The following is a 14291-nucleotide window of genomic DNA, read 5'->3' as shown; positions in this document are numbered from 1 at the left end:
ACCGCGATGCATGGCCAGGGCTTTGCCCTGGTTCGCGGGTAAACCCGCTCCCACAGAAGCCATGCCGTGTCGAACACTACCGAGGATTCCCCAATGATCCTGCAACGCATCTTCGCCCTGGCCCTGCTGGCGGTGTGCGCCGCCCTGGCCGTGATGGCCTGGCCCTACCAGGCGGCGTTTTCCTATGAACCGGTAGGCCCGCGCGCCTATCCGCTGCTGATGCTCGGCCTGATGGGCCTGGGCCTGTTGTACCTGGTGTTCCGCCCCACGCCCATCGTGCGCAAGGACGACGAACCGGAACTGGACCGCGAAACCCTGACCAAGATCAGCGCCTGCGTCGGCCTGCTGATCGTCTTCGCGGCCACCTTCGAAGCCCTGGGCTTCATCCTCAGCGCCATCCTGGTCGGCCTGCCCATGGCCCGCCTGTACGGCGGCCGCTGGCTGCACAGCGCCATCGTGGTGGTCGGCATGAGCCTGCTGCTCTACTGGCTGTTCGACCGCGTGATGGACGTGCCCCTGCCCCTTGGCCTGCTGAGCGTACTGGAGAACTGACACATGGATACCTTGAGCTACCTGGGCCAGGGCTTCGGCGTTGCCCTGACCCCCTACAACCTGGTCACCGCCCTCTCCGGCACCCTGATCGGCACCGTGGTCGGCCTGCTGCCGGGCCTGGGCCCGATCAACGGCGTGGCCCTGCTGATCCCCATCGCCTTCGCCCTGGGCCTGCCGCCCGAGTCGGCGCTGATCCTGCTGGCCGCGGTGTACCTGGGCTGCGAGTACGGCGGGCGTATCAGCTCGATCCTGCTGAACATCCCGGGCGAAGCCTCGACCGTGATGACCACCCTCGACGGCTACCCGATGGCCCGCCAGGGCCTCGCAGGCGTGGCGTTGTCGCTGTCGGCCTGGAGCTCGTTCATCGGTGCCTTCATCGCCACCTGCGGCATGGTGTTGTTCGCCCCGCTGCTGGCGAAATGGGCCATCGCCTTCGGCCCGGCGGAATACTTCGTGCTGATGGTGTTCGCCATCGTCGCCCTGGGCGGCATGGCGGGTGACAAACCGCTGAAAACCTTCATTGCGGCACTGATCGGCCTGTTCCTGTCGGCGGTCGGCATCGACGCCAACAGCGGCGTGTACCGTTTCACCGGTGACAGCGTGCACCTGGCCGACGGCATCCAGTTCGTGGTGCTGGTACTCGGCCTGTTCTCCATCAGTGAAATCCTGCTGCTGCTGGAAAAGACCCACCATGGTCACCAGGCGGTAAAAGCCACCGGGCGCATGCTGTTCAACTTCAAGGAAGCGGCTTCGGTATTCGTGGTCAACATCCGCTGCGGCCTGCTCGGTTTCATCATGGGCGTGCTGCCCGGTGCCGGCGCGACACTGGCCAGTGCCGTGGCCTACATGACCGAGAAACGCCTGGCCGGGGAAAGCGGCAAGTTCGGCAAGGGCGATGCCCGTGGCCTGGCCGCACCAGAGACCGCCATTGGTGCGTCCTGCTGTGGCGCCCTGGTCCCGATGCTGACCCTGGGGGTACCTGGCTCTGGCACCACCGCAGTAATGATCGGCGCCCTGACCCTGTACAACATCACCCCCGGCCCGATGCTGTTCGAACAGCAGCCGGACATCGTCTGGGGCCTGATCGCTTCGCTGTTCATCGCCAACATCATGCTGGTGATCCTCAACATCCCGATGATCCGCATCTTCACCCGCATCCTCGCCGTGCCGAACTGGGCGCTGGTGCCGGTGATCGCCATCATCACGGCCATCGGCGTATACGCCGTGCATGCCACCACCTTCGACCTGTTCCTGATGGTCGGCATCGGCATCATGGGTTACATCCTGCGCAAGCTGGACTTCCCGCTGTCGCCGATCCTGCTCGGTTTCATCCTGGGCGGGCTGATGGAGCAGAACCTGCGCCGCGCACTGTCGATCTCCAACGGTGAGCTGGGCATCCTCTGGTCGAGCCCGATCAGCATGGGCGTCTGGGCGCTGGTGGCGGTGATGCTCACCCTGCCGCTGCTGCGCATCTGGCGCAAACGCAGCCAGCAGCGTCGGGCCCTGGCCGATGCCTGATCGACCGTTGCCGTTGTTTGTCGCAACCGGGCTGGTCGGCCTTGCTGGCGGTTACCTCGCCAGCCAGGTCGGCTGGCCTTTGCCATGGATGGTGGGTTCGCTGCTGGCCATCATCCTGGTGCGCTGCCTGACGCCCTGGCAGTTGTCGGAGATTCCCAACGGCCGCAAATGCGGGCAGTGCATCATCGGCATCGGCATTGGCCTGCACTTTACGCCGGCGGTGATCGAGCAGGTGGGCAGCCATTTCGCGCTGATCTTCTTCGGCGCCCTGTTCACCACCCTGTCCAGCGTGATCAGCGTGTGGCTGCTGCGGCGCACCGGTGAAGACCGCGCCACGGCATTCTTCGCCAGCATGCCTGGCGGCTCGGGGGAGATGGTCAACCTTGGTGCCCGTAACGGTGCAGTGCTCAGCCAGGTGGCGGCGGCGCAGAGCCTGCGGGTGCTGGCAGTGGTGCTGTGCGTGCCCGCGCTGTTCAAGTTCCTGCTGGGTGACGGGGTACCGCTCAATCATGCCGGTAGCGTCAGCTGGGGCTGGCTGGCCCTGGTTACCCCGCTCGGCGTTGCCGTTGCGCTGCTCTGGCAACGGTTGCGTCAGCCCAACCCCTGGCTGTTCGGGCCTCTGCTGGTGGCGGCCACGGTCAGCTTGGCCGGCAACCTGCAGATCGCCCTGCCCAATGGCGCCAGCCAGATCGGCCAATGGCTGATCGGCAGTGGCCTGGCCTGCCACTTCAACCGTGCATTCTTCCGCCGGGCCCCGTCGTTCCTGGGGCGCACGCTGCTGGCCACGGCACTGTGCATGGCCATTGCCGGCAGTGCCGCGTGGGTATTGAGCGTGATGACAGCGCTGGATTTGCGCTCTCTGACGCTGGGCATGATGCCGGGGGGGGTTGCTGAAATGAGCCTGACAGCCGAGACCCTGCAACTGTCCGTGCCGTTGGTGACGGCGCTGCAGGTGATGCGCTTGCTGTTCGTGCTGTTTCTGGCGGAGCCGTTGTTCCGCTTGTGGAATGCAGGGTCTGAGCAATGACTGATAAACCGCGTCGCCTTCTTCGCGGGTAAACCCGCTCCCACAGGGGGCGCGCAAGCCCCCGAGGGTAGTACCTGTGGGAGCGGGTTTACCCGCGAAGAAAGCGACGCGGTGTTTCAGACCATCACAGCGGTGGCACCGCCCAGTTGATCGGCGCCAGCCCACGTTGCTCGAGGAAGCTGTTGGTCCGGCTGAAATGCCCGCACCCCAGGAACCCGCGGTACGCCGACAACGGCGACGGATGCACCGACTTCAGCACCAGGTGCTTGGTCCCGTCGATCAGCTTCTGCTTGCTCTGCGCATGCGCTCCCCACAACAGGAACACCACGTTCGGGCACTGCTCGCTGACCACCTGGATCACCCGGTCGGTGAAGGACTCCCAACCCTTCTTGGCATGCGACGCTGCATTGGCACGCTCCACGGTCATGGTGGTGTTGAGCAGCAGCACGCCCTGCTCGGCCCAGCTTTGCAGGTAGCCGTGGCTGGCGATCGGGATGTTCAGGTCGCGCTGCATTTCCTTGTAGATATTGACCAGCGACGGCGGTGTCGCCACCCCCGGCTGTACCGAGAAGCACAGGCCGTGTGCCTGGCCTGGCCCGTGGTAAGGGTCCTGGCCGAGTATGACCACCTTCACCTGGTCCAGCGGCGTCGAGTTCAGCGCATTGAAGATCAGCGGCCCTGGCGGGTAGATTTCCTTGCCGGCGGCACGCTCGCTGCGCAGGAACTCGCGCAATTGATGCATGTAGGGCTGGTCGAATTCAGCGCGCAATGCGGCTTTCCAGCTGGGTTCGAGTTTGATGCGATCGTCGTCAGTCATGGGGCCATCCGTAAACAATGGCGCGACACTAGGTAAGCCCTCCCCGCTTGTCAAACGATCCGACCGACGACCGGCATGTTCGGTCAGGCAGGCCATACTTGTGCGATGACTGAGCGAGGTAGTCCATGGCCATTCACTGTGAGGTACTCACCGGCGCCGACGGCGCCCGCATCGGCATCGCCACCCTGGATGCGCCCAAGGCGCTCAATGCCCTGAACCTGCCGATGATCGAGGTGCTGGGCGAACAACTGCACGCCTGGGCCCGCGACCCGGGGGTTGTCTGCGTGCTGCTGCGCGGCAACGGCGCCAAAGCCTTCTGCGCCGGGGGCGATGTGCGGGCGCTGGTGCAGGCCTGCCGTGACCACCCGGGTAGTGTACCGCCCCTGGCCGCCTCCTTCTTTGCCGCCGAGTACCGCCTGGACTATGCCCTGCACACCTACCCGAAACCGCTGCTGTGCTGGGGCCACGGGCATGTGCTGGGCGGCGGCATGGGGCTGCTGCAGGGCGCCAATGTCCGCATCGTCACACCCAGCAGCCGATTGGCCATGCCGGAAATCAGTATCGGCCTGTACCCCGACGTGGGTGCCAGCTGGTTCCTCGCCCGGCTGCCGGGAAAACTGGGGTTGTTCCTGGGCCTGACGGGCGCGCCAATCAACGCACGCGACGCCCTTGACCTGGGCCTGGCCGACCGTTTTTTCGGCGAACACCAGCAAGAGGCGCTGATCGAAGAGCTGCTGCAGCTGAACTGGCAAGAGCAGACCGCCCTGCAACTGAACAGCCTGCTCAAGGCCGAACAACACCGCGCCTGCGCCGAGTTGCCCGAAGCCCAGTGGCTACCACGGCGGCAGGTGATCGATGGGTTGCTCGACGTGGCCGATGCTGCAGCGGCGTGGCGTGCGCTGGAGGGGCTCAAGCACCATGACGACCCACTGCTTGCAGCAGCAGGCCAGCGGCTGCACGAGGGCTGCCCGCTGACCGCGCACCTGGTGTGGGAGCAGATTCGCCGGGCGCGGTACCTCTCGTTGGCGCAGGTATTCCAGATGGAGTACAGCATGAGCCTGAATTGCTGCCGCCACCCGGAATTCAGCGAAGGCGTGCGGGCCCGCTTGCTCGACAAGGACAACCTCCCCCGCTGGCACTGGCCGGATGTGGCTCAGGTGCCGGCGGCGGTGGTCGAGGCGCATTTTTCCAAGGCGTGGGAGGGGCGGCATCCATTGGCGGACCTGGGTTGACTTACGGAACCTGGGGCTGCTTTGCAGCCCTATCGCGACACAAGGCCGCTCCCACAGGTACCGCGCAACCCAGCGCGGTACCTGTGGGAGCGGCCTTGCGTCACAATAGGGGCGCAAAGCGCCCCCGCTTTGATTCACCTAACGCTGCCAGTTGCCACCTCGCCCCTGACCACGTCGGCCATCCCAGCGCCCGCCGTCATTGCGCTGCCCATTGGTGTTCCAGTTGCCATGCTGATAGCGCTGGCTGCCATCACGATAATCATGCCGGTCGCGATCCTGCCGGTAGTCCTGACGCTGGCGGTTGCCGTAGTCATTGCGCGGGTTGCCGTGCCACTGATTCACTCCCGGCTGCGGATACGGCCGGTATTGCGGCGCGGGCGCCGACCGGTGGTAATAGCGCGGTGCCGGCTGGTAGTAATAGCGCGGTTGTGGCGTCACATAGTAACGGTCATAGCGGTAATACCCTGGCGACACGTAGCGGTCGGTGGAGTAGTAATCCGAACGGTAATAGCCCCCGCTCTCGTAGTACGGGGCGCAGGCAGAAGTCATCAGCCCTAGCAGGGCGATCAACAAAATTCGATAGGACATGGCGGCCTCCTGGACCGCTGGAGTGCCCGAACAGCGGCGCTGGCGAGCGTCGATGCGTAATGCGTTCATCGACACTGAATAAGACAGTGAAGCCGGGGTGCAGTGCCATTTTTGCAATAATTTGATACAGGTGAGATAACCCTGAAAAACTTGCAGTCATTTGCCGGTCATCTCACTAGAATGGGCGCCCTGGCACACATCACGGGAAGATCATGCCGCTACGTTCCGCTCTGTTCTCGCAGCGCTCGCTGATCTTTACCCTGCTGGTGCTACTGGCCTGCGGCTTCCTCGCCACATCCTTGCTCAGCTACTTCTCCTCACGCAGCGCCATCCGCGACGGCATCATCAATACCGAACTGCCGCTGACATCCGACACGGTCTACTCGGAAATCCAGAAAGACCTGATCCGCCCGGTGCTGATCGCCTCGATGATGGCCCAGGACACCTTCCTGCGCGACTGGGTGCTGTCCGGCGAACAGGATACCGAGCGCATGACACGCTACCTTGGCGAAGTCATGGGCAAGCAAGACACCTTCACGTCCTTCTTCGTGTCTGACCGCACCCTCACCTACTACCAGGCCAAAGGCGTGCTCAAGAAGGTCGAACCCGGCACCTGGCGCGATGCCTGGTACTTCCGCCTGCGCGACCTCAAGGCGCCCTATGAGATCAACGTCGATCTGGACATGGCCAACCAGGACAGCCTGACCGTGTTCATCAACTACCAGGTGCACGACTACCAGCACCGCTTCATCGGGGCCGCCGGTGTCGGGCTGAGCGTATCGTCGGTGGTCAAGCTGATCGACCAGTATCAGCGCCGCTACCAGCGCTCGGTGCTGTTCACCGACGCCAAGGGCAAGGTGCTGATGACCGGCTCGGAAGGTGGCCCCCATGGTTTACGGGTCGGCCAGCCGCTCAGCGACAACCCCGAACTGAACGACGTACTGGCCGAGCAGCTGGTGCCTGGTGAAGGCAGCCACGAATACCGCGACAGCGACAACCACAGCCACTTCCTCAACGTGCGCCACCTGCCCGAACTGGACTGGTACCTGTTGGTGGACAAGCGCGAAACCGGCGCCCTAGACCGCATCCGCCACTCCCTGTACCTGAACCTGGCCATCTGCGCGATGATCACCCTGGTGGTGCTGGCGCTGGTGCATGCCATGGTCCGCCGTCACCAGGCCAGCACCGAAGCCCTGGCCACCCTCGACAGCCTCACCGGCCTGCCCAACCGGCGCAGCTTCGACCTGCTCGCTGCCCAGGCCTTGCACGAAGCCCAGCGCGACAGTGGGCCGCTGGTGGCGTTGTTGATCGACCTGGACCACTTCAAGGCACTGAACGACACCCACGGCCACCTGGCAGGCGACGAAGTGCTGCGCCAATTCGCCAATGTACTGCAAGGCAGCCTGCGCCAGTCGGATATACTGTGCCGCTGGGGCGGTGAGGAATTCATCGTGCTGCTGCGTGAAGCCGAAGGCCGGCAGGCCATCGAGGTGGCGGAAAAGATCCGCCGCCGCACCGAACAGCTGACCTTCAGCTACGAAGAACAGCCGCTGCGCCTGACCACCAGCATCGGCCTGAGCAGCCTGCAGCCAGGGGATACCCTGCACGCCCTGCTGACCCGCGCCGACCGTGCGCTCTATCGTGCCAAGCAGGCCGGCCGCAACCGCGTCTGCAGTGAAACCCGCCATGAATGACAGCCAACACTGCCCCGCTTGCGGTGCCCTCAACCAATGCAGCCTGGCCGACCCGCGCCGCGCTACCCAGGCCTGCTGGTGCTACAGCGTGACCATCGACCCGGCCGTGCTGCAGGCCCTGCCCGCCGAGTTGCGGGACAAAGCCTGCCTATGCCCGCGCTGCGCCGCCGTCGACGAACAACTCCGATCAACCAGTCCCCACTGACCTGTTCCAATGCGCCTCGACCGTTTCCTCGCCAACCTCCCCAGCCACAACCGCCAGCAAGTTCGCCTGATGCTGGCGCAACGCCGTGTGCGGGTAGATGGCGTGGTGGTCAGCGACCCGCTGACCGAGGTGCGCGAATTCAGCCGTGTCGAGCTGGACGAACAGTTGCTTCAGGAAGGCCGCCCCGCGCGTTACCTGATGCTGCACAAGCCACAGGGTTGCGTCAGTGCCACCCAGGACCCGCAACACCCCACCGTGATCGACCTGCTGCCCACGGCGCTGCGCGATGACCTGCACATTGCCGGGCGCCTGGATTTCAACACCACCGGGCTGATGATCCTGACCAACGATGGCCAGTGGTCACGGCGCCTGACCCAGCCTGCGACCAAGCTGCCCAAGCATTATCTGGTGGAAACCGAAGACGACATTGCCGAGCACTATGTGGCCAAGTTCCGTGAGGGTTTCTACTTCGCCTTCGAAGACCTCACCACCCAACCTGCCCAGCTGGACATCCTCGGGCCGCGACGCGCTCGACTGGCGATCGTCGAAGGGCGCTATCACCAGGTAAAACGCATGTTCGGGTTTTTCGACAACAAGGTGGTGGGGCTGCATCGGGAGAGCATGGGGGCGATCCGGCTGGACCCTGGGTTGGCACCTGGGGCGTTTCGTGAACTGACAGCGGAAGAAATAGCCACTGTCTAGGCCGCCTGTACCGGCCTCTTCGCGGGCATGCCCGCTCCAACAGATACCCACACTGCCCAAGGCACAGGCTTTTCCGTGTGGGAGCGGGCGCGCCCGCGAAAGGGCCGGAACAGACAGTGCAGGGTCGTCATACGACCGCTCGGCGACTAAAGTCACATTTCTCCCCGAACGGCACTTGCAGGATTCCCAACCCACTGCTTGAATCCAAATCGTCAGTCTGCATGTGACTACCAAGTCACGCCCGCAGTCGAAGACACCTTTTGCCGGCTACCCAAAGCCTCGATGCCTTGGGGCACGGCAAATTGCCCCGCCAAAAACAATACCGTCGACGCAAGTGCCAAGGATCGACACAGGGCCCCCCGGTTTTCTCTTCAGGCAAATGCCTACCTGTCATAAAGAACGTGCACCCTAGGTGACGCGAATACCCTTTTTGCGCCAGGAGTCGATGACATGAGGCCAGAAATCGCTGTACTTGATATCCAAGGTCAGTATCGGGTTTACACGGAGTTCTATCGCGCGGATGCGGCCGAGAATACGATCATCCTGATCAATGGCTCGCTCGCCACCACCGCCTCGTTCGCCCAAACGGTACGTAACCTGCACCCGCAGTTCAACGTAGTACTGTTCGACCAGCCGTATGCTGGCAAATCGAAGCCGCACAACCGTCAGGAACGCCTGATCAGCAAGGAAACCGAGGCGCATATCCTCCTTGAGCTGATCGAGCACTTCCAGGCAGACCACGTGATGTCTTTCTCGTGGGGTGGCGCAAGCACGCTGCTGGCGCTGGCGCACCAGCCGCGTAACGTGAAGAAAGCCGTGGTAAGTTCGTTCTCGCCGGTGATCAACGAGCCGATGCGCGACTACCTGGACCGTGGCTGCCAGTACCTGGCCGCCTGCGACCGGTATCAGGTCGGCAACCTGGTCAACGACACCATCGGCAAGCACCTGCCGTCACTGTTCAAGCGCTTCAACTACCGGCACGTCAGCAGCCTGGACAGCCATGAGTACGCGCAAATGCACTTCCACATCAACCAGGTGCTGCAACACGACCTGGAGCGAGCGCTGGATGGTGCGCGCAACATCGACATCCCGGTGCTGTTCGTCAACGGTGACCGCGACGAGTACACCACGGCCGAAGATGCCCGGCAGTTCGGCAAACATGTGGGCAGAAGCCAGTTCAGCGTGATCCGCGACGCGGGCCATTTCCTCGACATGGAGAACAAGACCGCCTGTGAAAACACCCGCAGCGTCTTGCTTGGCTTCCTCAAGCCGACCGTGCGTGAACCTCGTCAACGCTACCACCACGTTCAACAGGGGCAGCATGCATTGGCCATCTGAGCGCATCGGCACTCTGTGGCTGATACCCGCAGGCTATGGGGTGCCGACAAGCTTTTTTATAACTTGGGCTTCTAATTCGTGAAGGGTTCTGGTAAAAAGTGCTGCGCAGACGCGGGTATAGTTTAGTGGCAAAACGAAAGCTTCCCAAGCTTTAGTTGAGGGTTCGATTCCCTCTACCCGCTCCACATCGCATTCGGCATGGCGTTCCAGCAACGTCATCGCAGTCAAAAGGAGCCTTGGCTCCTTTTTTCGTTTCTCCCCCCTCCCTATTGACCTGGCCCATGGCCATTTGCGTGCTGATCCGCTTCAATGCGCATCGGGTGTACACGCGTGCAAGCGAAACGGCTTGTGGCGGATATGCTGAATGGATTCGTGAAACACTTTGAAAGGACGACGCATGTTTCTTTCCCGCTGGCTACCGGGCCTTGCCAACCTGCTGCACTACCGCCGCGAGTGGCTGCATGCCGACCTGCAGGCCGGGCTCTCGGTCGCGGCGATCCAGATCCCCATCGCCATCGCCTACGCGCAAATCGTCGGCCTGCCGCCACAATACGGCCTGTATGCCTGCGTCTTGCCAATGATGGTCTATGCCCTGATCGGCAGCTCGCGCCAACTGATGGTCGGCCCCGACGCCGCCACCTGCGCGATGATCGCCGGCGCCGTGGCACCGCTGGCTATGGGCGACCCGCAGCGCATCGTCGAGCTTTCGGTGATCGTCACCGTGCTGGTCGGCGTGATGCTGATTGCCGCCGGCCTTGCCCGTGCCGGCTTCATCGCCAGCTTCTTCTCGCGGCCGATCCTGATCGGCTACCTCAACGGCATCGGCCTGAGCCTGATCGCCGGGCAGTTGTCCAAGGTGGTGGGCTTCAAGATCGAAGGTGACGGGTTCATCCTCAGCCTGATCAACTTCTTCCAGCGCCTGGGCGAAATTCACTGGGTCACATTGCTCATCGGCCTGGCTGCGCTGGGCCTGCTGATCTGGCTGCCGCGGCGCTACCCGCGCCTGCCCGCAGCACTGATGGTGGTGGCACTGTTCATGCTGCTTGTCGGCCTGTTTGGCCTCGACCGCTTCGGCGTCGCCATCCTTGGCCCGGTACCTGCCGGCATCCCGCAACTGGCCTGGCCACACAGCAACCTGACGGAAATGAAGAGCCTGTTACGCGACGCCCTGGGTATCGCCACCGTCAGCTTCTGTAGCGCCATGCTTACCGCACGCAGCTTTGCCGCCCGACACGGCTACGCGATCAACGCCAACCACGAATTTGTCGCCCTGGGCGTGAGCAACCTGGCGGCCGGGGTTTCCCAGGGCTTTGCCATCAGCGGCGCCGACTCGCGTACTGCGGTGAATGACATGGTGGGTGGCAAAAGCCAGCTGGTGGGCATCATCGCTGCGCTGGTCATTGCCCTGATCCTGCTGTTCTTCACCGCGCCCATGGCGTGGATCCCGCAGGCTGCATTGGGCGCGGTACTGCTGATGGCGGGCTGGGGGCTGATCGACATCAAGTCGCTGGGGCGCATCCGCCGCCTGAGCCGCTTCGAGTTCTGGCTGTGCCTGCTGACCACGGTCGGCGTGCTGGGCCTGGGCGTGCTGCCCGGTATCGTGTTTGCCGTCACCCTGGCGATCCTGCGCCTGCTGTACAGCATCTACCAGCCCACCGATGCCGTGCTGGGTTGGCTGCCGGGCACCGAGGGCCAGGTCGACATCCGTAAATTCAAGGACGCGCGCACCGTGCCCGGCCTGGTGGTGTACCGCTTCGACGACGCGATCCTGTTCTTCAATGCCGACTACTTCAAGATGCGCCTGCTCGAAGCAGTGCAAAGCCAGGACCAGCCCAAGGCTGTGCTGTTCGACGCCGAAGCAGTCACCAACATCGACGTCAGCGGCATCGCTGCCCTGCGCGAAGTGCGCGACACATTGGCAGCGCAGGGCATCTTCTTTGCCATCGCACGCGCCCGGGGTACGTTCCTGCGCATGCTGGTGCGCTCGGGGATGGCGCGGGAAATGGAAGACAAGCTGCTGTTCGGCTCAGTGCGTGCGGGTATTCGGGCGTATCGGGTTTGGCGTAACCGGAGCCGCAGTGTGCCGGTTGCAGAGCAAGGCTGAAGAGGTGTTTTGTTGCCACTGGCCCTATCGCCGGCAAGCCAGCTCCCACAGGATCAACACAGGCCTGAGCCTTGTGCAGTACCTGTGGGAGCTGGCTTGCCGGCGATAGGGCCAGAGCAGGCAACATAGTGCCCTTGCCAGCTCACCAACCCTCGCACACCTTGCATGGCATGCTAAAGTCGCCCCCGTTCTCCGCTTCACCCAACGGACCCCAGCATGCCTGCACTTGACGCCACCCTCACCCCCTGGCCAGAACTCGCCGCCCGCCACCCCTGCGACGCCCTGCTGCTGGGCAACGGTGCCAGCCGCGCAGTCTGGAAGCCGTTCGGCTACTTCTCGCTGTTCGAGGAAGCGCAACGCGCCGGCCGCAAGAAAGGCCTGGCGATCAGCGACCAGGCGCTGTTCAAATCCTTGGGCACAGAGCTGTTCGAACCCGTACTCAGCGCCCTCAACACCACCGTGCGCGCCAACGCCGCGCTGGCCATCAACTCCACTGCGCCGCTGAACCGCTACTATTCGATCAAGGAAGCGTTGATCCACGCCGTGCGCACGGTGCACCTGCCGTGGTCACTGATGCCAGCCACCACCCTGGCAGCGCTCAACCAGGCCCTGCGCGGCTACCGTAGCGTCTACACCAGCAACTACGACCTGCTGCTGCCATGGGCAGTGCAACACGCCCCGCACGGCTTCGCCAACCTCTTCGACGAGCAAGGCTTCTTCGATGTACGCCGCACCCGCAGCGAAGGCACCCGCGTGCTGCACCTGCATGGCGGCCTGCACCTGCTCAAGCTGCCCGACGGCACCACTCGCCAACGCAGCGCCGACAACGCCGAGCTGCTCGATGGCTTTGCGGTAAACATACCGGGAGAGGTGCCGCTGTTCGTCAACGAAGACCGCAGCGACGAAAAACTGCGCGCCATCCGCAACTCGGACTACCTGGGCTGGTGCCTGGGGCAGCTGGCACGGGAGAGTCAGGGGGTATGCCTGTTCGGGCAGCACCTGGACAGCAGCGACCAGCACCTGCTCGAAGCGATCCGCCAGGCCCGGCCGAAGCATCTGTCGATTGCCATAAGGCCATTGAGCGAGGCTTCGGTGATCAACCAGAAGCAACACTATGTTGATCGGTTCGGGGATCTGGCGGGGACGCAGGCGCATTTCTTTGATGCCAGTACGCATCCGTTGGGGCTGGTAGCTTTGGCCATCGAGCTACCAGCCGCTAGACGCTAGCACGCCCCCCTGCAAGAGCGCGCCCGTAGGCTTGATGGGGGTTGCTGTTACAGCAACCCATCCGCCCGCAGCAACGTTTCCAGGCAATGCTCCTGCACCCCATAAAACGCCTTGAGCTGGCCAATCTTCTCCAGCAACGCGCCGTTGTCCCCTGCCTTCTGCCGCTTCACCGCAAGAATCATCTTGTTCTTGTTGGTGTGCTCCAGCGAGATGAACTCGAACACCTTGGTCTCGTAACCGCAGGCTTCGAGGTACAGCGCGCGCAGGCTGTCGGTCAGCATTTCGGCCTGCTGGCCCAGGTGCAGGCCGTACTGCAGCATGGGTTGCAGCAGCCCCGGGCTGTGCAGTTGCGGGCGGATCTGTTTGTGGCAGCACGGCGAGCACATGATGATCGCGGCGTTGCAGCGGATGCCGGTATGGATGGCGTAGTCGGTGGCGATGTCACAGGCATGCAAGGCAATCATCACCTCGATGGCCTCCGGCACCACGCTGCGCACGTCACCACACTGGAATTCCAGGCCCGGGTGCTCCAGGCGTGCAGCAGCGGTGTTGCACAGGTCGACCATGTCCTGGCGCAGTTCCACACCTGTCACCTGTGCGTCGCGGCCCAGGCTGTTGCTCAGGTAGTCGTGCATGGCGAAGGTCAGGTAGCCCTTGCCCGAGCCAAAGTCTGCCACCCGCAGTGCCTGCCCGGCCGGCACCGGGGCGCTGGCCAGGGCGTGGTCGAAGACCTCGATGAACTTGTTGATCTGCTTCCACTTGCGCGACATCGACGGAATCAACGCGCCTTGTGCATCGGTTACGCCCAGGTCCCGCAAAAACGGGCGCGACAGTTCCAGGTACCGCTTCTTCTCGCGGTCATGGCCGCTGCTGGCAGTGACCTCACGCGGTGCCTGCGCGCCATGACGCTGCAGCATCGGCTTGCCTTTCTTGCTGAAGGTCAGTTGCACCTCGCCGTCAGCATCGAACAGGTGGGCGTTGCGGAAGCTGTCGGGCAGCAGCTCGGCAACCAGCGCCTGGGCCTGGTCCAGCGGCAGGTTGCGGGTGATGTCGCGGGTCTGGTGGCGGTAGACCAGTGACAGGCACGGCTGGCCCTTGACCTGCAGCGGCTTGGCGATGATCCGTTGCAACGTCTGATCGGCACCCACATGGCGCGCCAGCACCAGTTTGACCAAGGTATCGCCGTGCAGGGCGGCGTTCAGCAGGTCGAGAAACTGAGCGCGCGCATCCGGCGCGGAGGGGGCGGAAATACTGGCGGACATGGAAGAACGGTGCCTCGAATAACGG

Annotated in this window: 13 protein-coding genes and 1 tRNA gene; 11 read left to right on the top strand and 3 right to left on the bottom strand. The window is 63.6% G+C overall.

The window, feature by feature from the left end:
- Positions 1-93 precede the first annotated feature (93 nt).
- Genes ABOC32_RS08670 through ABOC32_RS08660 form a run of 3 tightly spaced genes read left to right on the top strand, consistent with a single transcriptional unit; the run spans position 94 to position 3097 of the window.
- Positions 94-552 carry a tripartite tricarboxylate transporter TctB family protein gene (locus ABOC32_RS08670; protein WP_426810748.1) on the top strand — a complete coding sequence of 153 codons (459 nt, stop codon included), beginning with the start codon at positions 94-96 and terminating at the stop codon, positions 550-552.
- Between the two features lie 3 nt (positions 553-555).
- Positions 556-2070, top strand: a complete 1515-nt coding sequence (locus ABOC32_RS08665; protein WP_426810747.1) for a tripartite tricarboxylate transporter permease — start codon at positions 556-558, stop codon at positions 2068-2070.
- Positions 2063-3097 carry an AbrB family transcriptional regulator gene (locus ABOC32_RS08660; RefSeq protein ID WP_426810746.1) on the top strand — a complete coding sequence of 345 codons (1035 nt, stop codon included), beginning with the start codon at positions 2063-2065 and terminating at the stop codon, positions 3095-3097. The genes ABOC32_RS08665 and ABOC32_RS08660 overlap by 8 nt, the downstream gene beginning before the upstream one ends.
- A gap of 124 nt (positions 3098-3221) precedes the next feature.
- Here ABOC32_RS08660 and ung read toward each other — a convergent pair whose 3' ends face one another.
- The gene (ung, locus tag ABOC32_RS08655; protein ID WP_043197701.1) at positions 3222-3914 is read right to left on the bottom strand and encodes a uracil-DNA glycosylase; all 693 of its coding nucleotides are present in this window, start codon (positions 3912-3914) and stop codon (positions 3222-3224) included.
- 125 nt (positions 3915-4039) lie between these two features.
- Here ung and ABOC32_RS08650 point away from each other — a divergent pair, with 125 nt between their 5' ends.
- Entirely contained in the window at positions 4040-5146 is a 1107-nt protein-coding gene (locus ABOC32_RS08650) for an enoyl-CoA hydratase/isomerase family protein (RefSeq protein WP_426810745.1), read from the top strand.
- A 138-nt stretch (positions 5147-5284) separates the two neighbouring features.
- Here the strand turns inward: ABOC32_RS08650 and ABOC32_RS08645 are convergent, their stop codons facing one another.
- On the bottom strand, positions 5285-5734 hold the full coding sequence (locus tag ABOC32_RS08645) for a hypothetical protein (RefSeq protein ID WP_426810744.1): 450 nt from the start codon (positions 5732-5734) through the stop codon (positions 5285-5287).
- A 212-nt stretch (positions 5735-5946) separates the two neighbouring features.
- Here ABOC32_RS08645 and ABOC32_RS08640 point away from each other — a divergent pair, with 212 nt between their 5' ends.
- From ABOC32_RS08640 to ABOC32_RS08610, 7 genes are all read left to right on the top strand, one after another.
- Positions 5947-7428: a sensor domain-containing diguanylate cyclase gene (locus ABOC32_RS08640; protein WP_426810743.1), complete on the top strand. Its 1482-nt coding sequence runs from the start codon at positions 5947-5949 to the stop codon at positions 7426-7428.
- Positions 7421-7633, top strand: a complete 213-nt coding sequence (locus tag ABOC32_RS08635; RefSeq protein WP_426810742.1) for a cysteine-rich CWC family protein — start codon at positions 7421-7423, stop codon at positions 7631-7633. The genes ABOC32_RS08640 and ABOC32_RS08635 overlap by 8 nt, the downstream gene beginning before the upstream one ends.
- Before the next feature lie 9 nt (positions 7634-7642).
- On the top strand, positions 7643-8335 hold the full coding sequence (locus ABOC32_RS08630) for a 16S rRNA pseudouridine(516) synthase (RefSeq protein ID WP_426810741.1): 693 nt from the start codon (positions 7643-7645) through the stop codon (positions 8333-8335).
- Positions 8336-8785: 450 nt separating this feature from the next.
- Entirely contained in the window at positions 8786-9673 is an 888-nt protein-coding gene (gene phaG, locus ABOC32_RS08625; protein WP_234227617.1) for a (R)-3-hydroxydecanoyl-ACP:CoA transacylase, read from the top strand.
- 111 nt (positions 9674-9784) lie between these two features.
- Positions 9785-9858 (top strand) — tRNA-Gly (locus ABOC32_RS08620).
- 212 nt (positions 9859-10070) lie between these two features.
- Positions 10071-11777 carry a SulP family inorganic anion transporter gene (locus ABOC32_RS08615; RefSeq protein WP_426810740.1) on the top strand — a complete coding sequence of 569 codons (1707 nt, stop codon included), beginning with the start codon at positions 10071-10073 and terminating at the stop codon, positions 11775-11777.
- Between the two features lie 216 nt (positions 11778-11993).
- Entirely contained in the window at positions 11994-13004 is a 1011-nt protein-coding gene (locus ABOC32_RS08610; protein WP_426810739.1) for a DUF4917 family protein, read from the top strand.
- Positions 13005-13051: 47 nt separating this feature from the next.
- Here ABOC32_RS08610 and ABOC32_RS08605 read toward each other — a convergent pair whose 3' ends face one another.
- Positions 13052-14266, bottom strand: coding sequence for a class I SAM-dependent methyltransferase (locus ABOC32_RS08605; protein WP_426810738.1), 1215 nt, complete (start codon positions 14264-14266; stop codon positions 13052-13054).
- Between the last annotated feature and the right edge of the window lie 25 nt (positions 14267-14291).

It is taken from the genome of Pseudomonas sp. WOUb67 (genome assembly GCF_050058005.1).
Taxonomy (GTDB): Bacteria; Pseudomonadota; Gammaproteobacteria; order Pseudomonadales; family Pseudomonadaceae; genus Aquipseudomonas; species Aquipseudomonas putida_R.
This window is presented reverse-complemented; position numbering and strand designations above follow the sequence as displayed.